At 67.7% G+C, this 24090-nt stretch carries 21 protein-coding genes and 1 tRNA gene; 9 read left to right on the top strand and 13 right to left on the bottom strand.

Going from position 1 to position 24090, the window contains the following annotated elements; translation table 11 throughout:
- Positions 1 to 175: 175 nt before the first annotated feature.
- Positions 176 to 2017 carry a M3 family oligoendopeptidase gene (locus ASE61_RS24075; protein WP_061971306.1) on the top strand — a complete coding sequence of 614 codons (1842 nt, stop codon included), beginning with the start codon at positions 176 to 178 and terminating at the stop codon, positions 2015 to 2017.
- Between the two features lie 99 nt (positions 2018 to 2116).
- Here ASE61_RS24075 and ASE61_RS24080 read toward each other — a convergent pair whose 3' ends face one another.
- Positions 2117 to 3652 carry an outer membrane beta-barrel protein gene (locus ASE61_RS24080; protein WP_061971307.1) on the bottom strand — a complete coding sequence of 512 codons (1536 nt, stop codon included), beginning with the start codon at positions 3650 to 3652 and terminating at the stop codon, positions 2117 to 2119.
- Positions 3653 to 3802: 150 nt separating this feature from the next.
- On the opposite strand from ASE61_RS24080, the gene ASE61_RS24085 reads away from it, so the two are divergent.
- The 6 genes from ASE61_RS24085 to ASE61_RS24110 all read left to right on the top strand — a co-directional run bounded on the left by ASE61_RS24085 (position 3803) and on the right by ASE61_RS24110 (position 10751).
- Positions 3803 to 4777: a KpsF/GutQ family sugar-phosphate isomerase gene (locus ASE61_RS24085; protein WP_061971309.1), complete on the top strand. Its 975-nt coding sequence runs from the start codon at positions 3803 to 3805 to the stop codon at positions 4775 to 4777.
- Between the two features lie 96 nt (positions 4778 to 4873).
- Positions 4874 to 5293, top strand: coding sequence for a MerR family transcriptional regulator (locus ASE61_RS24090; protein WP_091860771.1), 420 nt, complete (start codon positions 4874 to 4876; stop codon positions 5291 to 5293).
- A gap of 306 nt (positions 5294 to 5599) precedes the next feature.
- Positions 5600 to 8941 (top strand): helicase-related protein, encoded by a 3342-nt coding sequence (locus tag ASE61_RS24095; protein ID WP_061971557.1) that lies wholly within the window; start codon positions 5600 to 5602, stop codon positions 8939 to 8941.
- 21 nt (positions 8942 to 8962) lie between these two features.
- Complete coding sequence (locus tag ASE61_RS24100) at positions 8963 to 9271, top strand: RNA-binding S4 domain-containing protein (RefSeq protein WP_061971310.1); 309 nt, start codon at positions 8963 to 8965, stop codon at positions 9269 to 9271.
- 170 nt (positions 9272 to 9441) lie between these two features.
- Complete coding sequence (fdxA, locus tag ASE61_RS24105; RefSeq protein ID WP_061971311.1) at positions 9442 to 9777, top strand: ferredoxin FdxA; 336 nt, start codon at positions 9442 to 9444, stop codon at positions 9775 to 9777.
- 377 nt (positions 9778 to 10154) lie between these two features.
- A complete protein-coding gene (locus ASE61_RS24110; RefSeq protein ID WP_061971313.1) occupies positions 10155 to 10751 on the top strand; it encodes a CarD family transcriptional regulator in 597 nt (198 codons plus the stop codon).
- Positions 10752 to 10827: 76 nt separating this feature from the next.
- Here the strand turns inward: ASE61_RS24110 and ASE61_RS24115 are convergent, their stop codons facing one another.
- The 3 genes from ASE61_RS24115 to ASE61_RS24125 form a co-directional block, all read right to left on the bottom strand.
- Positions 10828 to 11697, bottom strand: coding sequence for a dienelactone hydrolase family protein (locus ASE61_RS24115; RefSeq protein WP_061971315.1), 870 nt, complete (start codon positions 11695 to 11697; stop codon positions 10828 to 10830).
- Between the two features lie 100 nt (positions 11698 to 11797).
- The gene (locus tag ASE61_RS24120; protein WP_082617704.1) at positions 11798 to 13282 is read right to left on the bottom strand and encodes a M48 family metalloprotease; all 1485 of its coding nucleotides are present in this window, start codon (positions 13280 to 13282) and stop codon (positions 11798 to 11800) included.
- A 4-nt stretch (positions 13283 to 13286) separates the two neighbouring features.
- Positions 13287 to 13964 carry a hypothetical protein gene (locus tag ASE61_RS24125; RefSeq protein ID WP_156407214.1) on the bottom strand — a complete coding sequence of 226 codons (678 nt, stop codon included), beginning with the start codon at positions 13962 to 13964 and terminating at the stop codon, positions 13287 to 13289.
- Between the two features lie 261 nt (positions 13965 to 14225).
- Here ASE61_RS24125 and ASE61_RS24130 point away from each other — a divergent pair.
- Positions 14226 to 14302, top strand: a tRNA-Arg gene (locus ASE61_RS24130).
- 124 nt (positions 14303 to 14426) lie between these two features.
- A complete protein-coding gene (locus ASE61_RS24135; RefSeq protein ID WP_061971318.1) occupies positions 14427 to 15014 on the top strand; it encodes a hypothetical protein in 588 nt (195 codons plus the stop codon).
- Between the two features lie 117 nt (positions 15015 to 15131).
- On the opposite strand, the gene ASE61_RS24140 is transcribed toward ASE61_RS24135, so the two are convergent.
- From ASE61_RS24140 to proB, 9 genes are all read right to left on the bottom strand, one after another.
- The gene (locus ASE61_RS24140) at positions 15132 to 15647 is read right to left on the bottom strand and encodes an RNA pyrophosphohydrolase (RefSeq protein WP_061971320.1); all 516 of its coding nucleotides are present in this window, start codon (positions 15645 to 15647) and stop codon (positions 15132 to 15134) included.
- A complete protein-coding gene (locus ASE61_RS24145) occupies positions 15644 to 16774 on the bottom strand; it encodes a divergent polysaccharide deacetylase family protein (RefSeq protein WP_082617705.1) in 1131 nt (376 codons plus the stop codon). Before ASE61_RS24145 ends, ASE61_RS24140 begins: the two co-directional genes overlap by 4 nt.
- Positions 16775 to 16957: 183 nt before the next feature.
- Entirely contained in the window at positions 16958 to 18319 is a 1362-nt protein-coding gene (locus ASE61_RS24150; protein WP_061971560.1) for a S41 family peptidase, read from the bottom strand.
- Positions 18319 to 19674: a murein hydrolase activator EnvC family protein gene (locus ASE61_RS24155; protein WP_061971321.1), complete on the bottom strand. Its 1356-nt coding sequence runs from the start codon at positions 19672 to 19674 to the stop codon at positions 18319 to 18321. Before ASE61_RS24155 ends, ASE61_RS24150 begins: the two co-directional genes overlap by 1 nt.
- Complete coding sequence (gene rlmH / locus ASE61_RS24160) at positions 19671 to 20165, bottom strand: 23S rRNA (pseudouridine(1915)-N(3))-methyltransferase RlmH (protein ID WP_061971323.1); 495 nt, start codon at positions 20163 to 20165, stop codon at positions 19671 to 19673. The genes ASE61_RS24155 and rlmH overlap by 4 nt, the downstream gene beginning before the upstream one ends.
- Before the next feature lie 12 nt (positions 20166 to 20177).
- Positions 20178 to 20588 (bottom strand): ribosome silencing factor, encoded by a 411-nt coding sequence (gene rsfS / locus ASE61_RS24165; RefSeq protein WP_413813553.1) that lies wholly within the window; start codon positions 20586 to 20588, stop codon positions 20178 to 20180.
- A 70-nt stretch (positions 20589 to 20658) separates the two neighbouring features.
- The gene (locus ASE61_RS24170; RefSeq protein WP_061971326.1) at positions 20659 to 21282 is read right to left on the bottom strand and encodes a nicotinate-nucleotide adenylyltransferase; all 624 of its coding nucleotides are present in this window, start codon (positions 21280 to 21282) and stop codon (positions 20659 to 20661) included.
- Between the two features lie 15 nt (positions 21283 to 21297).
- A complete protein-coding gene (locus ASE61_RS24175; RefSeq protein ID WP_061971327.1) occupies positions 21298 to 22602 on the bottom strand; it encodes a glutamate-5-semialdehyde dehydrogenase in 1305 nt (434 codons plus the stop codon).
- 48 nt (positions 22603 to 22650) lie between these two features.
- On the bottom strand, positions 22651 to 23841 hold the full coding sequence (proB, locus tag ASE61_RS24180; RefSeq protein ID WP_082617707.1) for a glutamate 5-kinase: 1191 nt from the start codon (positions 23839 to 23841) through the stop codon (positions 22651 to 22653).
- Positions 23842 to 24090: the final 249 nt, after the last annotated feature.

Genomic DNA, 24090 nt, shown 5'->3' on the forward strand with positions numbered 1-24090 from the left:
AAATCTTGGGCGTCGGCGGAATCGCCTGTTTCGTTCTGGGGCATGGTCGGCCAGAAGAGTTAAGCGGGGGTTTAAGCCGGGGCCGGTCGTCGGGGTGACGAACAGCCGCCGTTGATCCCCGGGCCCGTGCCGGCCTATGGATGGGCTTGTTTCAGTGCGCGGAGGTATCGAGCGAATGGGTTTTCATGAAACCGTCCGGCGTTCCGCCACAAAGGCGGGGGCGGCGAAATCGGTCCAGGCTACCGGCGACCTGCCGGAATGGGACCTGACCCATCTCTATCCCGGCATCGAATCACAGGAGTTCAAGGGCGATCTGGAGCGCGGGCTTGCCGAGGCGCAGGCGCTGGCCGGCCGCTATCGCGGCAAGCTCGGCGACCTAGCCGCCGCGCCTGACGGCAGCGAGACGCTGGCCGCAGCAGTCAAGAGCTATGAGGGCCTGAGCGACCGGCTCGGCCGGATCGGCGCCTATGCCGGCCTGGTCTATTCTGGCGATACCACCGATCCGCAGCGCGCCAAGTTCTATGGCGACACGCAGGACAAGCTCAACGCCGCGATCACCGAACTCCTGTTCTTCGAGCTGGAGCTGAACCGGATCGAGCCGGACCTGCTGGCGAAGGTCGCAGGCCAGGCGCCGCTTTCGCACTGGAAGCCCTGGCTCGAAGACCTTGCCAAGGACAAGCCACACCAGCTGGACGACCGGATCGAAGCGCTGTTCCACGAGAAATCGATGACGGGGGCGGCAGCCTGGAACCGGCTCTTCGATGAGACCATCGCCTCGCTGCGCTTCACCGTCGATGGCGAGGAGCTGACGCTCGAACTCACGCTCAACAAGCTGCAGGACAGCGATGGCGAGGTCAGGCGCAAGGCCGCGGAGGCGCTGAGCACGGTGTTCCGCAAGGAGCTTCGCACCTTCGCGCTGATCACCAACACGCTCGCCAAGGACAAGGAGATCTCCGACCGCTGGCGCAAGTTCGAGGATGTCGCGGATTCCCGCCATCTCGCGAACCGGGTCGAGCGCGAAGTGGTGGATGCTCTCGTCGCTGCCGTGCGCGAGGCCTATCCGCGCCTGTCGCATCGCTATTATCGCCTGAAGGCGAAGTGGTTCGGCCGCGAGGAGCTGGATTTCTGGGACCGCAATGCCCCGCTGCCGCAGGTCGAGCAGCGCACGATTCCCTGGACCGAAGCGCGCGAGACCGTGCTCTCGGCCTATGGCGCCTTCTCGCCGGAGATGGCGGCGATCGCGAAGCGTTTCTTCGACGAGCGCTGGATCGATGCGCCGCCGCGTCCAGGCAAGGCGCCGGGCGCGTTTGCTCACCCGACCGTGCCATCCGCGCACCCCTATGTGCTGCTGAACTATCAGGGCAAGCCGCGCGACGTGATGACGTTGGCGCATGAGCTGGGGCACGGCGTGCATCAGGTGCTGGCGGCGCCGAACGGAGCCCTGATGGCGCCGACGCCGCTGACGCTCGCCGAGACGGCAAGCGTCTTCGGGGAGATGCTGACCTTCCGCAAGCTGCTCGATACGACCTCCGACCCGAAGCAGCGCAAGGCGATGCTGGCGGCGAAGGTCGAGGACATGATCAACACGGTCGTGCGCCAGATCGCCTTCTATACCTTCGAGCGCAAGGTCCATGAAGCCCGCCGCGAGGGCGAATTGACGCCGGAGGCGCTCTGCGAGCTCTGGATGAGCGTGCAGGCCGAGAGCCTCGGCCCGGCGATCCGGCTGTCGAGCGGATACGAGCCCTATTGGTGCTACATCCCGCACTTCATCCATTCGCCCTTCTACGTCTATGCCTATGCCTTCGGGGATTGCCTGGTGAACTCGCTCTACGGCGTCTACCAGAATGCCGCCGAGGGCTTCCAGGAGCGCTATTTCGCGCTGCTCTCGGCCGGCGGCAGCAAGCCTTATGGCGAGCTGCTGGCGCCCTTCGGGCTCGACGCGAAGGACCCGGGCTTCTGGCAGATCGGGCTCCGAATGATCGAGGGCATGATCATCGAGCTGGAAGGGATGGAGTGAGGCTAGGCCGTCATGGCCGGGCCTGACCCGGCCATCTCGGAAACCAGCGCCTTCCGGTCATGAGATGCTCGGGTCAAGCCCGAGCATGACGGCTCATCTTCAGAACTGCACCCTCAAGCCCACCAGCGAGACATTCGCGGTGTAATCCGAGCCCTGCGCTGTCGAGTTCAGGCGCTCATGGGTGAAGCTCGCGCGCACGGCGAAGGTGCGCGTCAGCTTGTATTCGAGCCGCGCGCCGACATTGGTGTAGTCCTCGCGCAGGCCCTGGCCGTCATATTCGGTGCGGCTGAAATTGGTGAAGCCGGTGACAGTGAGGTTGCGGCGCAAGGCATGCGCCACTTCCAGCGTCGCGCGCCGCACGGTCGTGCCCGACGAGCCGGCGATCGTGGTGTCGCCGAGCTCGGCGCCGCCGCGCAGGGTCACGGTCGTCAACGGCGTCGGCGACCACAGCACCGCGGCATCGCCGACGAAGCCGCGCAGGTTCTTCAGGCGCGTATCGTCATATTTGCGATCCTGATAGCCGCCCGAGACCTCGCCGGTGAGCTGCCGGCTGATCTCGAAGGTCGAGCCGACGCGCCCGGTCACGCCGTTCGAGGAGCGCATATAGCCGCTGGAATCGCTCTTCTCGTCGAACTCGCGCTGGTCGATCTCGGCCTGGACGAAGGGCTTGAAGCCGGGCGTGACCTCGTAGGCGGCGCGCAGGCGCAGGCCGTACTGGGTCATGTTCCGGTCCTTCTGCGACAGCATCGCACCGTTTGAGAGGCGGGCATCCTCGTAGTCGCTGCGGTCGACCGAACCGCGCAGCGTCAATTGCAGCCGGTTGATGTCATGCGTGACGCCGGCAGAGGCACCATACTGGTAGATCTGCGGGCGGCCGGTCACGTTGGCGGTCAGGTCCGGCGAGCCCGGCCGCTGCGTGTCGAGCTTGAGCCGCGATTCCAGGAGGATGCGGGTGTCGCGGGTCGCATCGAGACGCAGGTCGAGATTGCCCTCGGCATCGGGACGGGAGGCGTCCTTGGCGCGGAAGAATTCGAGGTAGCCGCCGCGCAGCTGACCCTTGAGCTCGTGGACGTTCCAGTCGGACTGGATCGCCAGTTCGCCCTCGTGGCGGCTATAGGCCGAGCCCTTGGTGCCCGGAGCCGATGTGCGCTGCGGATTGGTATCGTAGCCGATCGAATTGGTGACCGAGGGACGCAAGGTGACCGAGCCGATCCGGATGCCGAGCGCGGCATAGGGGTCTTCCTCGCTCGCCGGGCGGCGCCGGGGCGGTGGGGGAGCGGGAGGTGGCGGCGGTGGCAGCACCGTGACAGCGGGCGGTGGCGCGCGGAACTGGCGCTGGGTGACGCCGCGCAGCGTCGGCGCCTGGATCGGTTGGCTGGCGCGCGGCGGCTGCCGCCCCGAAACCGCCGACCCCTGCCGCTGGGCCAGCCCGGCGGGATCGCGGACGGCTTCCGGCTCGGCGGTGGCGGGCGTCAGATCGGGCTGGGGAGCTGCCGGCTGCTGCGCGACGTAAGCCGGGGTGCCGGTCCTGAGATCGCCGCGCGGCATCTGCTGTGCCTGCGCCGCCGTATGGGCGAGCGCAAGCCCGGCCAAAGCCGTTCCGGACAGAAGCAGGGTCGTCGCGCGGCCGGACACGGGCGTCGCAGGGCTCCAGAAGACGGGGCGCGCGGATTTCGCGCATGGTTAATGGAGTTAGAACGAACAGGGTTAAGGAGCCGTCAACACTGGTCGACTGCGTCGACAGGCGGTGGAAATGACTGATGGCGCCGTGCTACAGCGCGCGGCATGACAGCCGATATCCGCGATTCCGCCCTCCGCACCATCGCCACCGAGCGCGCCGGGCTCGATGCACTCCATGCCGCCCTAGCGGATGGGCTGGGCCAGCCTTTCACTGAGGCCGTGGCGATGATCCGGGGCTCGAGCGGGCGCGTGATCGTCTCCGGCATGGGCAAGTCCGGCCATGTCGGGCGCAAGCTCACGGCGACGCTGGCCTCGACCGGGACGCCCGCACATTTCGTCCACCCGGCCGAGGCGAGCCATGGCGATCTCGGCATGGTCCAGCCCGAGGATGTCGTAATCGCGCTGTCCTGGTCCGGCGAGGCGGTCGAACTCGCCGCGCTCGTCGGTTACACGCGCCGCTTCCGCGTCGGGCTGATCGCCATCACCGCCAATGCCGAGAGCACATTGGGCAAGGAAGCGGATATCGCGCTCGTCCTGCCCAAGGCGACGGAGGCCTGTCCGAACGGGCTCGCGCCGACGACCTCGACGACGATGCAGATGGCGCTCGGCGATGCACTCGCCGTGGCGCTGCTGGAGGCGCGCGGCTTCTCGCGGCAGGATTTCTTCGTCTACCACCCCGGCGGCAAGCTTGGTGCACAGCTTAAGACCGTCGAGAGCATCATGCATCGTGGTGCCGATTTGCCGCTGATCGGTTTGGACACGCTGCTGCCCGACGTCATCGCGATGATCTCGGACAAGGGCTTCGGCTGTGCCGTGGTGATGGACCTGGACGGCAAGCTCGCCGGTGTCGTCACCGACGGCGATCTGCGTCGCAAGGCAGCGATGGGCGGTGGGGTCTCGCTCAGGGCGCGCGATATCATGACGGTGAATCCGCGCCGCGTCGGCCTCGACACGCTCGCGGTCGAGGCGCTGGAACTGGTCAACCGCAGCCGGATCACGGCGCTGATCGTGGTCGATGCCGAAGATCGTCCGGCCGGGCTCGTCCATGTCCATGACCTGCTGGCGATGGGCGTGGCTTGATCGAGCTTGCAAACGGGCTGGGCAGGGTTATCTGAAGCTATAGGAACTATAGCTTCTTGAGGTGACGCGATGACTGCTGCCGGTAAGCTCGAGCGCGTGATGCCGATCGGCGCGCTGGCCGATCGCACCGGGGTCAAGGTCGAGACCATCCGCTATTACGAGCAGGTCGGTCTGCTGCCGCCGCCTGAGCGTTCCGAGGGCAATCAGCGCCGCTATGGCCGGCGCCATGCCGAGCGGCTCGCCTTCATCAAGCATGCGCGCGATCTCGGCTTCGCGGTCGAGAACATCCGCACCCTTCTGAAGCTCTCGGATACGCCGGGCATGGCTTGCGACGAGGCGCATGCGATTTCGGTCGCCCATCTCGACGAGGTCCGCGACAAGATCGCGAAATTGCGCTCGCTGGAGAAGGAGCTGGAGCGGATCGCCACGACCTGCTCGGGCGGCGTCGCGGCTTGCGATTGCGCGATCATCGAGGCCTTGGCCGATCATGGGCAGTGCGACCACGCTCATCATTGAGGCGCGCGGGCAGATCGGAAATCTGCCTTGCCTCTCGTCTCCGGGCTGAAAAGGCTTAAATAGGATTCCTGCCGGGCGGCTTTTGCGCTGCTCTGCCACGCCATTCCGGGAGGGCGCGATGACGACATGGCCCATGCCGCCAGGGCACGGATTCCGAAAAGGGAACAAAACCCGATTCTGCCGGAGTCAGCGATTCGGCCCCGCTTCGTTCCAGACTCGTTCTTGTAAGGCCTGCTCTTAAGACCTGCATCGACCCCGTCCACGCTCCCGCCCGTATGGGCGGGCGATTTGATCGGCTCCTTCGCCTTGCTTCCTTTCCGTTCGCTGCCGCCCGCCGCCCGCGCCAATAGCGTCACGGCCGTGCTGGGCCCGACCAATACCGGCAAGACCCATCTCGCCATCGAGCGCATGGTCGCCCATCCCACCGGCATGATCGGGCTGCCGCTCCGCTTGCTCGCGCGCGAGGTCTATCAGCGCGTCGTCGACAAGGTCGGCCCCGAGGCCGTCGCGCTCGTCACCGGCGAGGAGAAGATCAAGCCGGAGCGGCCGCGCTTCTGGGTCTGCACGGTCGAGGCGATGCCGCGTGACCTTGCCGTCGATTTCGTGGCGATCGACGAGATCCAGCTCGCTTCCGATCTCGACCGCGGCCATGTCTTCACCGACCGCCTGCTCAACCGGCGAGGCCGGGCCGAGACCATGCTGATCGGCGCTGCGACGATGCGTCCGCTGATCGAGCAGCTCATGCCCGGCGTGAACGTCGTCACGCGCCCGCGCCTGTCGAACCTGACCTTCGCCGGTGATCGCAAGATCACGCGCCTGCCGCCGCGCTCGGCCATCGTCGCCTTCTCGGTCGAGGAGGTCTATGCCATCGCAGAACTGATCCGCCGGCAGAAGGGCGGGGCGGCCGTGGTGCTGGGCGCTCTCTCGCCGCGGACCCGCAACGCCCAGGTCGAGATCTACCAGTCCGGCGATGTCGATTATCTCGTCGCGACCGATGCGATCGGCATGGGGCTCAATCTCGACGTCAACCACATCGCCTTCGCCGCCGACAAGAAATTCGACGGGCATCATTACCGCAAGCTCAACCCGGCTGAGTTCGGCCAGATCGCCGGGCGTGCCGGGCGGCATCTGCGCGACGGCACCTTCGGCACCAGCGGGCGCTGCCCGCCTTTCGACGCGGAACTGGTCGACGCGATCGAGAATCACCGCTTCGAGCCGATCCGCCAGATGCAGTGGCGCAATTCCGATCTCGACCTGCGCTCGATCGGCGGCCTGCTCGAGACGCTCAACCTCCAGCCATCCGAACAGGGGCTGACGCGCGCACTGATCGCAGAGGACATGTCGACGCTGGAAATCCTGGCGAAGGACCCGGATATTGTACGCTTGGCGCAGGGCCGCGCCGGCGTCGAGCGGCTCTGGGAGGTCTGCGGTCTGCCGGATTACCGCAAGATTTCGCCGATGCAGCATGCCGATCTCGCGACGACGCTGTATCTCAGGCTGATGCGCCATGGCCGGCTCGATGCCGACTGGTATGCGGCGCAGCTGGCTGCGCTCGACCGGACCGATGGCGAGATCGATACGCTCTCGGCGCGGATCGCGCAGGTCCGGACCTGGACCTTCGTCGCCAATCGTCCCGACTGGTTACCTGATCCAGAGCATTGGCAGGGCATGGCGCGTCTTGTAGAGGACAAGCTGTCGGATGCTCTGCACGAGCGTCTGGCCCACCGATTTGTCGATCGGCGCACCAGTGTCCTGATGCGCCGCTTGCGGGAGAATGCGATGTTGGAGGCTGAGGTCACCGCGACGGGCGACGTGCTCGTCGAGGGCCAGCATGTGGGGATGCTGCAGGGCTTCCGCTTTACGGCGGATCCGAAGGCCGGGGGGCCGGAGGTCAAGGCCCTGAACCTGGCGGCGATGAAGGCGCTCGGCTCCGAGATCGAGGCGAGGGCGGCGCGCGTCGTGCTGGCGGGCGACGATGCCTTCCTGCTCTCGCATGACGGGCTGGTGCGCTGGACCGGCGAGCCGGTCGCGCGCCTGACGGCCGGCGAGAAGGTGCTCGAGCCACGGCTGCGCCTGCTGGTGGAAGAGCATCTCACCGGCCCCGCACGCGAGCAGGTCGAGGGCCGGCTCAATCTCTGGCTGAAGAATCACGTCACCCGCCTGCTCGGCGCGGTCCAGATTCTGGAAGCGGCCGAGAACGTCACCGGCATTGCGCGAGGCATCGCCTATCAGGCGGCCGAGGCGCTGGGCGTGCTCGAACGCGCCAAGGTCGGTGACGAGATGAAGGCGCTCGACCAGGAGGGCCGTGCGGCGCTACGCCAGCTCGGCATTCGTTTCGGTGCTTTCCACATCTATATGCCGGCGCTGCTGAAGCCCGCGCCGCGTGCGCTCGCCGCCCAGCTCTGGGCGCTGAAGCATGGCGGGCCGGAGACGGCCGGGCTCGACGACATCGCGCATCTGGCGGCGTCCGGCCGTACTTCCTTCCCGGTCGACAAGGCCGTGCCGAAGGGGCTCTACCGCGCTGCCGGGTACCGCGTCTGCGGCGAGCGGGCGGTGCGCGTCGATATCCTGGAGCGCCTCGCCGACCTCATCCGTCCGGCGATCGCCTATCGCCCCGGCGTCACGCAAGGGGTGCCGCCCACCGGCGCCGCCGATCAGGACGGCTTTGTCGCCACGGGCGCGATGACTTCGCTCGTCGGCTGCGCCGGCGAGGATTTCGCCTCGATCCTGCGTTCGCTGGGCTATGTCTCGGTGAAGCGTCCGGGGCCTGCGATCACCGTGCCGCTGGCGCCGCCCCCGGCTGCGACCGAGCCGGCCCAGCCTGTCATGGCCCCAGCGGCAGAAGCTGGTACTGAGGGCGCCGCCACGGAGGGTGAAGTCGCAACCGCGCAGACTGAGGCTGAGCCCGCTGCCGGGGCCGAAGGCTCGAGCGAGCCGGCGGCTGCGCTGAACGAGGATGCTCCGGCGGAAGGCGAGGCTGTTGTCGTCGAAGCGCCCGCGGTCGAGACGGCGGATACGCCGATCCTGACCGAAGCCGAGCTGGACACGGTGCGCGAGCCGGTGCCGGCCGATGCGATGGTCGCGCTGCCGGCTGCTGCTGCCGAGGAGCCGGCGCTTGCCGAAGCTTCTGCCACGGAAACCCCTGTTGCCGACGCAGCTCCTGCCGAGCCCGAACTGATCGAGGTCTGGCGGCCGCATCGTCACCAGGGCGGGCGCCGGCCCGAGCAGGGCAATCCGCGTGGCCGCCGCGATGGCGAGCCGCGTCGCGAGGGCGGCGAGCGCCGTGGTGGCGACCGGCCGCAGCGCGAAGGCCGCCCCGGCGGTCCGCGTCGCGACGGGCGGCCCGACAACCGGCCGGCAGCCGCCGCCGGCGGCGAGGGCGCACCGGCACAGCGCCAGGAGCGCCAGGGCGAGCGCCCCCGCCGCGACGACCAGCGGCAGGGCCGGCCTGAAGGCAATCGTGGTCCGCGCCCCGATTTCAAGCGCGACGGCCGCCCTGGCGGTCCGCGGCGCGAGGAGCGGGGCGGTGGTGCCGAGCGTTTCCAGCAGGCGCCGCGTCCGCGCCCGGCCAATCGCGAGCCGGACCCGGATTCGCCCTTCGCCAAGCTCGCGGCCCTCAAGGCCCAGCTCGAGGGCAGCAAGAACTGACACGGGGGAGGCGCGGGCGGCTTGCAGGACGATCGTCAGCGCCTCGACAAATGGCTCTGGTTTGCGCGCTTCGCCCGCAACCGCCCGGCAGCTGTGCGTCTGGTGGAGGACGGCCATGTCCGGATCGAAGGACGGCGCTGCGATAATCCGGCGCAGGGCATCAAGGTCGGAGCGGTGCTGACGCTTGCCCTGCCACATGCGACCGTGGTGGTCAGGGTCCTCGGCTTTGCCGAGCGGCGCGGCTCCTTCGCGGTCGCCCAGGAACTCTATGAGCGGCTCGACGGCGGCAGCGGCGATGCGCCGCTTGCGGAGGCCGGAGGCGAGGATTAAATCCGCGCCCTGTCGGGCGGCAGGTGCCGAAAGCGGGCCGGAGGGTGAAATCTTCTCCGCGGCACGTCCCGGATGACAAATCGTTCTGCCTAAGATCATTAAAACGACCTTGAAACCTGCGCCGGGCAAGGGTTTATGGGGCTGTTTAGAAGCGTTGGAAGGGCCGGCCCATGACCTATGTGGTCACCGAGAACTGCATCAAGTGCAAGTACATGGATTGCGTCGAGGTCTGCCCGGTCGACTGCTTCTATGAGGGCGAGAACATGCTCGTCATCCACCCCGACGAATGCATCGATTGCGGCGTCTGCGAGCCGGAATGCCCGGCCGAGGCGATCAAGCCGGACACCGAGCCGGGCCTCGAAAGCTGGCTGCAGATCAACGGAAAATTCGCGGCGAGCTGGCCGAACATCACCCAGAAGAAGGACCCGCCGGCCGACGCCAAGGAATTCGACGGCGTCGCCGGGAAGCTCGAGATGCTCTCGCCGGAACCGGGCGAAGGCGACTGATCCGGGCGGGCGTTTGCCGGCCGCGCTGCATTAACCACGACCTCGCCATGCTGCCGCAGAGGAACGCCGTCCGGCGTTTACCTTTGATTCGGCGTGTTTTTTGTGTTACAAGCTAGCCTTAGTCGAAGTCGTTCCGCATGCCCCTGCGAGGTTCCTGCAATCGGGGCGCCCCCAGAGATCACAGACGATGAAAGAGCCGGCTTTGCCGCCGGGGCTTCGATCGTCGTTCTCGGCAGGGCACAATGAAACAATCGACTAGGGAGCGTGAAGCGGTGCGTTCTTGAAGCGTCGCGTCAGGCGGAAGCCTCCTGCCAACCGGCCGGAGGCTAAATCATCACGCGCTCGCGTCGAGCGGGCCGGTCAGGAGTCGTAACGGCATGTCTACTGCGAAGAAAGCTGTTGTGCGCCATGGTTTCAAGACGGGCGAGTATGTCGTCTATCCGTCCCATGGTGTCGGTCAGATCACGGCGATCGAGGAGCAGGAAGTCGCAGGTTTCAAACTTGAGCTGTTCGTGGTGGGCTTCGCCAAGGACAAGATGACGCTGCGCGTCCCGACCGGCAAGGCCGCCAGCGTCGGCCTGCGCAAGCTCGCCGATGCCGACTGCGTCACCAAGGCGCTGACGACGCTCACCGGCCGCGCCCGCGTCAAGCGCACCATGTGGTCGCGCCGCGCGCAGGAATACGAAGCGAAGATCAATTCGGGCGATCTCGTCGCCATCGCCGAAGTGGTGCGCGACCTCTACCGGTCCGAGGCCCAGCCCGAGCAGTCCTATTCCGAGCGCCAGCTCTATGAAGCCGCCCTCGACCGCATGACCCGCGAGATCGCGGTGGTCGACGACATCACCGAGACCGAGGCGCTCAAGAAGATCGAGGGGCAGCTCGCCAAATCGCCGCGCCGCCTCAGCAAGGCCGAGGCGGAAGCCGAGGCCGAGATGGAAGGCGACAACGACGATCTGGCGGAAGAGGCTGCCTGAGCGGCTCGTTCCCTATCGTTTCGAAAAACCCGGCGGGCGACCGCCGGGTTTTTTGTTGAGTCGAACCGGGCGCGACCTAAGCCGTCCCCGTTCCCGCCTTCAGGAAAGCGACCGTCTTCGCCCAGGCCTGTCCGGCCGTCGCTGCGTTGTAGCGTTCGGCGCTGGTGTCGTTCATGAAGGCGTGGTCGACATCGGGATAGACGATGGCCTCGTACTGGATGCCGGCCGCCTTCAGCGCCTTCTCATAGTCCGGCAGCATCTGGACGAGGCGGGTGTCGCGCGAGGCCTGCTGGATCAGGAGGCGCGCCTTGATCTGCGGGACCTTGGCGAGATCGGGCGGGCGGCCGTAGAAAACGACGCCGGCCGCAAGCTCGGGGGCGGAGACCGCGAGATCGTTGACCGAACCGCCGCCCCAGCAGAAGCCGACAGCGCCGGTCTTGGCCGTAGCATCCGGCCGCGAGGCCAGGTATTTCAGCGCGGCGCGGCCCTGGGCGACGACCGTTTCGACCGAAAGCTGCGGGAAGAGCGCGCGCGCGGCGTCCGGGTCGCTGGGCGTGCCGCCGAGCGGGGTCAGGAAATCGAGTCCGAGCGTGGTGAAGCCCTCCAGCGCCATGCGGCGGGTGATGTCCTCGATATGGGGATTGAGGCCGCGGTTCTCGTGGATGACGAGGACGCCGCCGCGTTTGGCCTCGGCCTTGGGCGTGACGAGATAGCCCTTCAGCGCGACGCCATCGACGGTCTGGTCGAAGCGGCTCGCGGTGATGCGGGCATCGTCCGGCGCCACCTGCTGGGCCTGGGCGTAGTTGGGCTCCAGCAGGGCGAGCGCTGCTTCCGCCGCCGCCGCGGTGCCGGCGATGGCGAGGAGCCGGTTCATGAAGATGCGGCGGTCGAGCGGCTTGTGCGTGTACTCGTCGTAGAGTTCGACGATCCGGCGATCGAGCGCCATCCTTGCCTCCCTTGAACCATAGCCTTGCGCCGATCATAGCGGCGAACGCGCGCGATGCGGGAGGAGCTCGCGTAGACTCGCGGCCTTGTGAAGGCGCGCGCTACTCGGCGACGACCTTGTAGCGCTGGCCGGGCGTCAGCGACGCATTGCGATCGAGCCCGTTGAGCAGCTGGAAGAGCTCGCCCGGCCGGTCCTGCTCGGGCATGCGTTCCGCCATGGCTGCGATGGTGTCGCCGGCCTCGGCCGCGACCAGGCGGATCTGCATCGGGCGGACGGCCTGAGCCTCAGCGGGCGTCATCACCCGGAAGCTCTCGACGATGCTCCGCATCTGCCGTTCCGGATCGCTGCCGCCGCGTGCCGCCAGGATGAAGCGATAGACCCGGTCGCCGATCTGCACGGCGGCGAGCCTGAAGGTCCAGTCGGTGCCCTTGCCGTGGGCGAGGATGGCCGATTGCCCGCCGATCTCGGTCTTCTCGATGCCGGTCGTCTCGACGCCCTCGATCCAGCCGGCGGCGACATAGGATTCCAGCGTCTGGCCGCTCTTCAGCGTGACGGAATCGAAGCGCAGGGCCTGCGCGCCGTTGGCGCTGACGCCGATGACCATGTCCTGGGCCGCCTCCAGGCTGAAACCATCCGGCGCGCTGAAGGCGATGCGCAGCGCACTGTTGAGATAGCGCCGGCCGCGGACCACGCCGTCGCGCGGGTCGTCGCCATAGGCCAGGCCCTCGATGGCGTTCAGCCAGCGATTGGCATCGCGTTCGCCGATGCCGGGCGCGGCGATCTGGCGGGCCGCGGCGGTGACGGCGGCGACGCGCTCGGGTGTCTGCGGGTGGCTGGAGAGGATGTCGAGCCGCTTGTCGTCGGCGCTCTGGTTCTGGCCGCTGCTGCGGAAGGCGGTGTTGCGGCCGAGCGTGGCGAGGAAGCGCCCGGCGCCATAGGGGTCGTAGCCGGCGCGGGCGATGTTGCGGACGCTGATCTGGTCGGCGGTGAGTTCCTGCTGTCGCGAGAACTTCGCCAGCGAGAGCTTCGAGCCGGCGCGCACGGCTGCGTCGCGCCCCGGGTCCTTCAGGACCTGCGAGACGACCTGACTGACCAGCGCCGATTCCGCTTCCTTCTCGGCGCGCTCGACGGCGTGCTGCGCCGTGACATGCGCGATCTCATGCGCCAGCACGGAGGCGATCTCGGAGGTGTCGTTGGCGAGCGCCAGCAGGCCCCGCGTGACGTAGAGCCGGCCATTGGGCAGCGCGAAGGCGTTGACCACCGGGGAATTCAGGATGGTGATCTCGTAATGGCCGATCTGGCCCTCGCCGGCCTTTGCCAGACGCTGGACGACTTCGTCGAGGGCGGCGCGGGCACGCGGCGCGCGGTATTCGCCGCCGAAGGCCGCGAGCAGGCGCTGGTGCTCCTGGTCGGAGGCGCGCTGGACCGTACTGATGCGCGGCGCGATCTCGCCTTCGGAGGTGGTGCTCGCCGGCAGGAGAGAGCTCTGGTCGCCGAGGCAGCCGACGAGGAGCAAGCCCGGCAGCACGATGGCTGCCAGCCGCTTCGAATGTCGCGAAAGCGATGCGGGCCAGAGCTCCAGCATGTCCTCAGTCGATCAGTTCCAGTGCCGAACGGGATGCGACCTCGAGCAGGAGGCCGTCGCGCCCGGCAAGGACACCATAGGCACGCAGCCGTTTACCGCCGAGATGGCTCGCGGTCCAGCCGGCGCGCTTCAGTTCGCGCCAGAGACTGCGCGACAGGACGATCGAGGCAGCCTGCTTCGGGCGGCGGGAGAAGTTCAGATAGGTCCGCTGGGAACGCTCGCCGACCGAGGCGATCCGGCCTTCCAGCATGACGTAACGTCCCTCCTGCGCCTTGACCGCGGCGAGATCATGGCCATCGATCGCCGTCAGCGGCGCAGGTTGCGGCCCAGATGTTACCGTTGCCTGAACGGAAGCCTTTTGCGATGCCTCGCAGGGGGACGAACCGGGTTCGTGTAGAGGGAGGGCGGCACCTTGCCGCAGCAGATGCTGTGCGAGGTCCAGCGTCGGTTCGCCGGGTGACGTCGGCGGGATCGTCAGCCGCGCAGGCAACCGCCCCCAGCGATCGGGCTCGCCGAGGACGGCCAGGCCGAGCGGGCGACCGAGGAAGCCGCGCAGGCCTGCATCGAAACGCGATGCTTCCTCGGGACTCTGGCGCGGCGCGAGGCCGACGAGCCGCAATCTTCGGCCATCGCCCAGCAGCGGGTCCCCGGCGGGATCCAGACCGGACAATTGCACGGTCACGGCGGCTTCGGCGGGCGCGCAGCCGGAAGCAGCCCGCGCCGGCGGGGTGGCGAGGGTCGCGAATATGACGATGACAAGAAGGGACTTCACCCGCATCGCGATTATGCTACACGGAGTTTCGTGCGTCCCGGTAGCTCAGCAGGATAGAGCAACGGTTTCCTAATTCGAGGGTCTTGCGGCGGAAAGGCGATTCGGATCATACGCTTAAGGCCTACCCGGTCCGCGCAAGCACCGGATAGGCACCGAAAACGAGGCTTCCACCTCCCGGTAGCTCAGCAGGATAGAGCAACGGTTTCCTAAACCGTAGGTCAGGGGTTCGAATCCCTTCCGGGAGGCCATTTCGCCTTTGGCGCGGCGATCACTGCGCGGCGCTTTGCGATGGTTCCGGATCGGCGCCGTTCTCGTGATTTATCCGGAATGACGGCGCTTCCGCCCCAAAGCTCCATGCTCTAAGCACGGAGCATGGAGACCGTCTCGCCGCACGAACTCTTCACCCATATCCGCATCGTCCTGGGCATGGTCATCGGCCTGGGCATCACGCGGATGCTGGCCGGCCTTGCCGGCTTCGTCCAGCATCCCGGCCGCTATCGCGTCTCGCTGCTCCATATGCTCTGGGTCGGCTCGATCCTGCTCGAGCTCGTGCTGTTCTGGTGGTGGGAGTTCGGGTTGTCGCGGATCCAGGCCTGGAGCTTCGGCGTTTACCTTTTCCTGGTCGGGTATGCCGTCGTGCTCTACCTGATCTCGGCGCTGCTGTTCCCGGACAACATCGCGGAATATGCCGGCTACGAGGATTTCTTTATCCGGCGCCGACACTGGTTCTTCGGCTTGCTGGCAGCGACCTTCCTGCTCGATGTCGTCGATACCCTGATCAAGGGCACCGAGCACTGGAGCCAGTTGAGCGGCGATTATCTCGTGCAGGTCCCGATCGGGATGGCGCTATGCCTGATCGCCTATGTCTCGGCGCGGCGCGGGGTGCACATCGCGCTCGCCAGCGTGCACATCCTCTACCAGGGCTACTGGATCGGGCGCGTCGTCTACTTCACGGGCTGAGAGAGCGCTCGGTTTCTAGAGCATCGGACTGAATGCCGTATTCAGTCCGATGCTCCAAGTTTCTGATTTTGCATCGGCATGTTCCGAAAACCGCGTTCCACTTTTCGGGCCGATGCTCTAGCGGGTCTCGCCCGCAAACGGGGCGAAATGTTTCGCGACCTGCCGGTAGACCTCGCGCTTGAAGGGGATGATCAGTTCAGGCGTTTCGTCGAGCCGCGCCCAGCGCCAGGCATCGAACTCGGCCTTGTGGCCGCCGGCCGGCGTGAGGACGTCGATCTCGTCCTCGGGGCCGACAAGGCGGAAGGCGAACCACTTCTGTGCCTGGCCGCGCCAGCGGCCTTTCCAGGCCTCCTTGCCGATATCGACGGGCAGGTCGTAGGCGAGCCAGCCCGGGGCCTCGGCGAGAAGCTCGACCGAGGTGACGCTGGTTTCCTCGGCGAGCTCGCGCCGCGCAGCCTCCAGCGGCGTCTCGCCTGCGTCGATGCCGCCCTGCGGCATCTGCCAGGCATGGCCCGGCGCGACATGCTCGCGCTTGGTCTTGTCGGCGCGGCGGCCGACGAAGACGAGGCCCTCGGCGTTGAACAGGGCTAAGCCCACGCAGGGGCGGTAGCCCTCGGGGGCCGTGTCGGTCATCGCAGCGATCCGGTGGTTCTGGGCGATACGGGGGGCTTGGCCGTACGGAAGCCGCGGGCGGCGCTGACGGGAACGATCACGAGCTTCTTGGCGTCCAGCGACTGGGCCCAGCGGTTGATCCGTTCGATCGAGACCGGCAGGGCACTTGCGGCGGCGACAACGATGCCCTGCTCGCGCGCGAGAGACTCCAAAGCGGCCAGTTCCTTGTCGATGGCATCGGCGCGGGGGACACCGTCGATGACCCGATCGATCTTCAGGGCGGGGATGCGGGCGCGGTCGGCCGAGCCGGCGAGCAGGCTGCGCGGGGACGAACCGTCATCGACGACCATCAGGCCGCGGCCGGCGAGCTCGCGCAGGATCGGGGAGAGAGCGCTCTCATCGGCGGTGAAGCGGCCGCCGAGGAAATTGACGATGCCGACATAGCCGGTGAAGCGACCGAGTGCCCAATGCAGCTTGTCGATATTGTCGGGCGCCTTCGGGCCGGTCAGCAGTGTATGCGGGCCGGGGTCGTTGTCGGGATAGTCGAAGGGCTCCATCGGCAATTGCAGGAAGACCTCGTGGCCTTCGCCGCGGGCGCGCTGGACGGTGCGTTCGAGCTCGTTGCCATAAGGCGCGAAGGCGAACGAAACCGGCGGGGGCAGCTTGGCGATCGCGTCGGCGGTGCCGCTCTGGCTGATGCCGAGGCCGCCGATGAGGAGGGCGATCCGGCCGGCCGGTTTCGGCTCCGGCTCGAGGCCGAGCGGGCGGGCATAGATCCTGGCCGGAGTCGCGCCGTCGGGGCCGAGCTTCGGCAGCAGGCCGTAACGCGAGCGTTCGACCAGGCGGCTGTCGGGGGCCGTCGCGAGCTTGATGGTGCGGGCCTCGCTGGGAATGGTGATGATGATGGCGTCCGGCGCATCCTCGCCTGCACGCGTCACGGTCACACCCGCGCTGTTCTCAAGCTGGGTGGCGCTGGCCGGTCCATGCGACGTGGACGCATCGGCGGTGGCAGGCACGGAGGAGACGGGGGCGACGCGCTTTTCGATCGAGGCCACAGCCATCGGCTCGCCGCCATCGGGATCGCGACGCAGCGCCACCGTCAGCAGGAGCCCCAATACGGCCACGCCGACGCAACCGGCAGCCGCCATCGCGAGCCAGCGTCCCCAGGGCCTGCCAGAGGCCGCCGGGCGATCCCTGCCGAGCGGTCGATTGAGCTCCGTCAGCGGCGTTCCGGCCGTGAGAGGCCGTCCTCGAGGTTGCGACGCGGACCCGAATCACCGGTCCGCGCGCTAGTCTTGGCGCCTAAGGAGCCCGGCGTCGAGCCCGCAGGCTCAGTTCGGCTGCTTGGGGGCCTCGGGAGTGGCGGGCGCGGCCGGGGCGGCCGGCTTCTCCGCGGGGGCAGCAACATCCTTCTTGACGCCGCGCAACTGGTTCAGCGCGGCGATGAGCTGGGTGTCCTTGGTCGCGTCGGTCGGCACATAGGAGCTCGAGCCGGACTGCTCCTCGCCCTCGCCGGCCTTGAGATGGCCCTTCAGCGAAGCTTCGCCCTTGTTATCGACGAGCTTGTCCTTGATCTCCTGCGGGATGTCCTGCTGGACCTCGATATCCGGCGTGATGCCCTTGGCCTGGATCGAGTTGCCCGACGGCGTGTAGTAGCGCGCTGTGGTCAGGCGCAGGCCGCCATTGGAGCCGAGCGGGATCACGGTCTGGACCGAGCCCTTGCCGAAGGAGCGCGTGCCCATCACGGTCGCGCGCTTGTGGTCCTGCAAGGCGCCGGCGACGATCTCGGCCGCCGAGGCCGAGGAGCCGTTGATCAGCACCACGACCGGCTTGCCCTTGGTCAGGTCGCCCGACTTGGCGTTGAAGACCTGGGTCTCCTCGGCATTGCGGCCGCGGGTCGAGACGATCTTGCCGCGATCGAGGAAGGCGTCGGAAACCAGCACGGACTGGTCGAGGCGTCCGCCGCGATTGTTGCGGAGGTCGATGACATAGCCCTTCAGCTTGTCGGCGCCGATCTCGCTCGTGGTCTTCTCGATCGCCTTGCGCAGGCCGTCATAGGTCTGCTCGGAGAAGGTGCCGATGCGGATATAGCCGATATCCCCCTCGACGCGTTCCTCGACGGCCGGGACGACGATGGTCGAGCGGGTCAGGGTGAATTCGAGCGGCTCGGTCTTGCCGGGGCGGTCGATCTTGAGCGTGACCTGGGTGTTGATCAGCCCGCGCATCTTCTCGACGGCCTGGGTCAGGGACAGGCCCTTCACCTCGGCGCCGTCGATCTGCTTGATAATGTCGTTGGCGAGGATGCCGGCCTTGGAGGCGGGCGTGTCCTTGATCGGCTTGGCGACCTTGAGGACGCCGTCCTCCATCGTCACCTCGATGCCCAGGCCACCGAACTGGCCGCGCATGTCGGTATCCATGTCGCGGAAGGACTTGGAGTCGAGATAGGAGGAATGCGGGTCGAGCGAGGAGACCATGCCGTTGATCGCGGCCTCGATCAGCTTCTGCTCGTCGGGCTTGTCGACATAGTCGGTGCGGATCTTCTCGAAGATGTCACCGAAAAGGTTGAGGCTGCGATAGACCTCGGCCGAGGCCGCGACCGCGCTGGTCGAGGAGAGCAGCCTGGTCTGTGTGGCCAGTCCGGTCAGACCTGCGCCCATGATGGCGCCGGCGAGAACGAGGGAAACCTTGCGCATCATCCGCGAACCTTTTCGCCTTGCGATTTCGTCCACCACGGTGTCGGGTCGATCGAAACGCCGTCTTTCCTGAATTCGATATACAGAACCGGCTGCCCGGTTCCCACTCCTACCGTCGTCGCGGCAGCTTCCGACGTTTCGCCCATCGCCGCAACCGGCTCCCCTGCCAGCACGAACTGATTGAGCGCGACATCGATCCGCTGCATGCCGGCTAGCAGGATGTAGTATCCTCCGCCAGCGTTCAGGATCAAGAGTTGCCCGAACGAGCGAAACGGCCCCGCATAAACCACCCAACCGTCAGAAGGCGCCGAAACTAGGGCGCCCGACCGGGTCTCCAGCGAAATCCCGCGAATCGTCCCGCCGGCGCCGTCGGCATCGCCGAAACCACGCAATCGTGATCCCGCCACCGGCAGGGAAAGCAGGCCCCGGGCCTCGGCGAAGGCGATCTTCGGGGCAAGCCGCGCGGGGTCCTTGAAGGCCAGCGCCGTCATGCGTTCGCGCTGGTCGCGCGTTTCCTGCTCGATCGCCTGGCGGGCGGCGTCGGCCGCCTTGTTGGCAACGGAGATCTCCTTCTCGATCCTCTCGACAAAATCCCGCATCGAGCGGGCCTGCCCAGCCAGCTCCCTGCCGAGCGCGGCTTGCTGCTCGACATCCTTGGCGGCGCTGGCCTCGCGCTCGCGCCTTGCCTCGATCAGGGCGGCCAGGCGCTGCCGTTCGGTCGCGATCTGCTCCATTTCCGTGCCGATGTGGCCCTTTTCGGTGGCGATGCCCTGACGCAGCCGGACGAGTTCGGCGAGGTCGGTGCCGAGAATTTCGATCTCCTGCCTGAGATCGGGCACGACGGCGCCGAGCAGCATCGAGGCGCGTACGGCTTCGAGAATATCCTCGGGGCGCACCAGCACGGCCGGGGGCGGACGCCGGCCGATGCGTTGCAGCGCTGCCAGAACCTCGGCGATCAGGTTGCGCCGGCCGTCGAGCGAGCGGCGAATCGCGGTCTCGCTGGATTGCAGGAGGCTGAGCCGCGTCTCCAGCGCGCCGAGCCGCTCCTCGCCGGCCTGCGTCCTGGCGGTGGTTTCGAGGAGAGCCTTGTTGAGAGCGGCACGATCGGCGCGGATGCCCGCCATTTCCTTCTCGAGGGCGGCGCGGGCGTCGGCGTTTCCGGCGAGACGCTGCTCGATCGCCTTGAGCTCGCTCTCGCGCGCCTGCTTCTCGACGAGCTTCTGCATCGCCTCGCGCTGGAGGGCTTCCGGATCCGGCTGGGGCGTCTGGGCAAGGGCGGAAGCACCGAACGAGGCTACCAGCAGGGCGGTGAGGCCCAGGCAGCGCAGTCCGGAGCGAATCAGCGGCGCGGTCATACGCGATGATAGGGGTGGCCGGAGATGATCGTCATCGCCCTATAGAGCTGCTCGAGCACCAGTGCGCGGACGATCTGGTGCGGAATCGTCAGGGCGCCGAAAGCGAGCGTGATATCGGCCCTGTCGCGGATCTCCTCGCTCAGGCCGTCGGCGCCGCCGATGATCAGGCTGGCATGGCCGGTTCCGGAATCGCGGGCGGTGGCGAGCCGGCTGGCAAAGGCTTCGCTGCCGAGCTGGCGGCCGCGCTCGTCAAGGGCGATGATCAGGCCAGGCTGCGCCTTGGCCGAGGAAAATTGCGCGAGAATGGCCTGCGCCTCCTCGCGCTTGCGCTCGTCGGGGCGGCGGCCGCGGCCCTCTGCGATCTCGACGATGTCGGGACCGCTGAGGCCGATGCTGCGGCCGAGCGCGAGGCCGCGCTCACGATAGCGCTCGCAGAGTTCGCGTTCCGGCCCGTCCTTGAGCCGGCCGACGGCGATGACCGCGAGCCGCATCCGAAAACAGCTTCAGCTGTCGAGGCGTTCGTTCGGCCGGTCGGTGCCCCACATCTTTTCGAGATTGTAGAACTGGCGCACTTCGGGTCGGAAGACGTGGATGATGATGTCGCCGGTATCGATCAGCACCCAGTCGCAAGCCGGCATGCCCTCGACGTTCGGCGTGGGCAATCCGGAGGCCTTGAGGGCTTCGATGAGCGCGTCCGAGATGGCCGCGACGTGGCGGTTGACGTTGCCCGAGGCGATGATCATCGCGTCGGCCAGCGAGGTCTTGCCAACGAGGTCGATCACCGTGATGTCCTCGGCCTTCATGTCCTCGAGGACACGCTGGGCGAGGGCGATGCTGTCGGCAGAGGGATTGTCCGCGACGGCAGCCTGGGGAAGCGGCTTCGGCTCGGCTTCACCAAGGGTTTGACGGGTCAGTGACGTATCCTCTCGATCCAGATGCGCGCTTGGCGCGATGCAGCCAAAATAAGCCGGGAAGTCCCGGAATTCAATCGCGACCAGCCTGTCTGCGTAGCATGGTCGAGGATAACATCGAGCGCTTCCCGTGCAGAAAGACCCAGGCTGGAGGCTTCATGCGCGGCAGGGCCGCCGCCCGGCTTTCGGGCAGGCGCCAGCGCGAGAGCCAGTTCGCGGCAGGCGAGGCCATGGCGCTGTGGGTCGAGCCCGGACGGTCGATGATCGCGATCGGCATCATCCGGGCGATGGCGCGCCATTCGTTCCAGCGGTGGAAACCGGCGAGGTTGTCCGAGCCCATGACCCAGACGAAATTGACGCCCGGACAGCGCCGCTTCAGCGCGCGCAGCGTGTCGGCGGTGTAGCGGGTGCGCAGCATTGCCTCGACGCCGGTGACGTCGATGCGGGCATGGCCGGCGATGCTTTCAGCCTGGCGGATGCGTTCGGCGAGCGAGGGCAGCTTCGCATTGTCCTTCAGCGGATTGCCGGGCGTGACCAGCCACCAGACGCGGTCGAGCTGGAGCCGGCGCAAGGCGGTCAGGCTTGCGAGCCGATGCCCGTCATGGGCCGGGTTGAAGCTGCCGCCGAACAGGCCAACGCGCAGGCCGGGCGCAAAGGGGGGCAGCCGGGACGGCAGGCGCGTCAGCTCGCTCGTCATGCGTCCTGCTTCGCCTCAGGGCCGGATCTGGCCCGCGCCGTGGACGCGGTACTTGAAGGAGCAGAGCTGTTCGACGCCGACCGGTCCGCGTGCATGCATGCGGCCGGTGGCGATGCCGATTTCGGCGCCGAAGCCGAATTCGCCGCCATCGGCGAACTGGGTCGAGGCGTTGTGGATGACGATGGCGGAATCGACCTCGGCGAGAAAGCGGGCGGCGGCGGCCGCGTCATCGGTGACGATCGCATCGGTATGGTGCGAGCCGTAGCGCTCGATATGGTCGATCGCGGCATCGATGCCGTGGACGGTCTTCACGGCGATGATCCGGTCGAGATATTCGGTCGCCCAGTCTTCTTCGGTCGCGGCCGTCACACGGGCATCGGCCGTCCTGGCGGCCTCATCGCCACGTACGGCACAGCCGGCTTCGAGCAGAGCGCCGACGAGCGGGACGAGGTGGGTCGCCGCACAGGCTTCGTCGACCAGCAGCGTCTCGGCCGCGCCGCAGACGCCGGTGCGGCGGAGCTTGGCATTGAGCAGGATCTCGCGGGCCATGGCGAGATCTGCCTTCGCGTCGACATAGAGATGACAGTTGCCGTCGAGATGGGCGAAGACCGGCACGCGCGCCTCGCTCTGGACGCGGGCGACGAGGCTCTTGCCGCCGCGGGGGACGACGACGTCGATAGTGCCGCCGAGGCCTGAGAGGATTTCGCCGACAGCGGCGCGGTCGCGCGTCGGCACGAGCTGGATCGCGTCGGCGGGCAGGCCGGCGGCTTCCAGGCCTTCGCGCATCGCGGCGGCGATCTCGGTCGAGGAGCGGAAGGAGTCGGAGCCGGCGCGCAGGATCGCGGCATTGCCGCTCTTCAGGCAGAGCGCGCCGGCATCGGCCGTGACGTTGGGGCGGCTCTCGAAGATCACGGCGATGACGCCGAGCGGGGTTGCGACGCGCTCGAAGCGCAAACCGTTCGGCCGCGTCCACTCCGCCAGCACCCGCCCGAGCGGATCGGGCAGGGTGGCAACTTCGGCGACGGCATCGGCGATGGCGGCAAGCCGAGTCTCGTCGAGGGCGAGGCGATCCATGAAGGAGGCGCTCAAGGAGGCGGCCTTGCCGTCGGCGAGGTCCTGGGCGTTGGCGGCGAGGATGCGGGAGGTGCGAGCCCGCAAAGCGTCCGCCATCGCGAGGAGCGCGGCGTTCCGCTGTCCGGCCGGGCTCAGCGCGACCTTGCGCGCGGCGGCGCGGGCGCACCGGCCGAGATCCTGCATGACGCGGCCGACATCAGCGGCCTCGTTCGTCGCGATGATGCGCAATGCGCTGTCGCCGGTCATCTCGTTCAGTCCAAAATCCGGCTGGCAAATGCCAGTCCCGAAGAAAGTTTAACCCAGCCCGAGCGCCATGTCGTCCCGGTGGATCATCTCGGCGCGGCCGGGATGGCCGAGCACGGTCTCGATGTCGCGCGAGGCCTTGCCGAGGACCAGAGCCGCTTCGCCGGCATCATAGGAGACAAGGCCGCGTCCGAGCAGTTGCCCCTCTGGATCGCGGATCAGCACGGCGTCGCCGCGCGCGAAATCGCCCTCGATGCGGGTGACGCCGACCGGCAGCAGGCTCGCGCCGCCGCGCAGCGCGCGGGCCGCGCCGGCGTCGAGATGCAGCGTGCCGCGCGGTTCCAGCGAGCCGGCGATCCAGGTCTTGCGGGCGGTGGCGGGCGTCGAGGCCGTGAGGAACCAGGTGCAGCGGCCGCCATTGGCGACGCTCGCAAGCGGGTTCTTGGCCCGCCCGTCGGCGATCAGCATATGGGTGCCGCCGGCGGCCGCGATCTTGCCGGCCTCGACCTTGGTGCGCATGCCGCCGCGCGACAACTCGGACGCCGCGCCGCCGGCCATGGCATCGATCTCGGGCGTGATGCGCTCGACCACGGGGATATGCTGGGCGCCGGGGTCCTTCGCGGGCGGCGCCGTATAGAGCCCGTCGATATCGGAGAACAGCACCAGCAGGTCGGCGCCGGCCATGGTCGCGACCCGCGCCGCGAGCCTGTCATTGTCGCCGTAGCGGATCTCGGTGGTGGCGACGGTGTCGTTCTCGTTGATGACGGGGATGGCGCGCAGGTCGAGCAGGCGGCCGAGCGTGGCGCGCGCGTTGAGATAGCGGCGGCGCTGCTCGGTATCGGCCAGCGTCAGCAGCACCTGCCCGGCGGTCAGCCCATGGGCGCCGAGCGCTTCGGCCCAGTTGCGGGCGAGCGCGATCTGGCCGACGGCCGCGGCGGCCTGGCTCTCTTCCAGGCGCAAGGGGCCGGAGGGCAGGCCGAGCACGGTGCGCCCGAGCGCGATCGCGCCGGAGGAGACGACGAGCACGTCGGCGCCGCGCTGGTGCAACTCGGCAAGGTCCTCCGCCAGCGCGGCGAGCCAGGCATGGCGCAGTCGGCCGCGATCGCGGTCGACCAGCAGGCTGGAGCCGACCTTGACGACGATGCGGCGGAAATCGGAGAGCAGGGGCGTCTTCACGGGGAGCACGGCGTTGTTGCGGCAGTCGCCCTGCCTGTTGGCGAAAATGCCTCGCTTGTAAAGCATAGAGGTGTTTTCCAGTCGCGATGCGGCGCGCAAAAGGGCTCTCTGCATTGACAGGCACGGGCTGGCTGCCCATATGCATGGGCCGGCCCGCCCGTCTGATCGGGTGCCGATCCTGCCATTCTCATGCGTTTTTGGCGTGCGGTAAGCAGGGCCTGCCGCCCGATAAGCGTTGGAAGCGGGGCTGCCGCGCGTCGATTTCGATACCAATCCGGCCGGATCTGGATTATCTCGCCCGCGCGGGCCGAGCAA

The organism is Allobosea sp. Root670 (assembly GCF_001429415.1).
In the GTDB taxonomy this organism is placed as follows: domain Bacteria; phylum Pseudomonadota; class Alphaproteobacteria; order Rhizobiales; family Beijerinckiaceae; genus Allobosea; species Allobosea robiniae.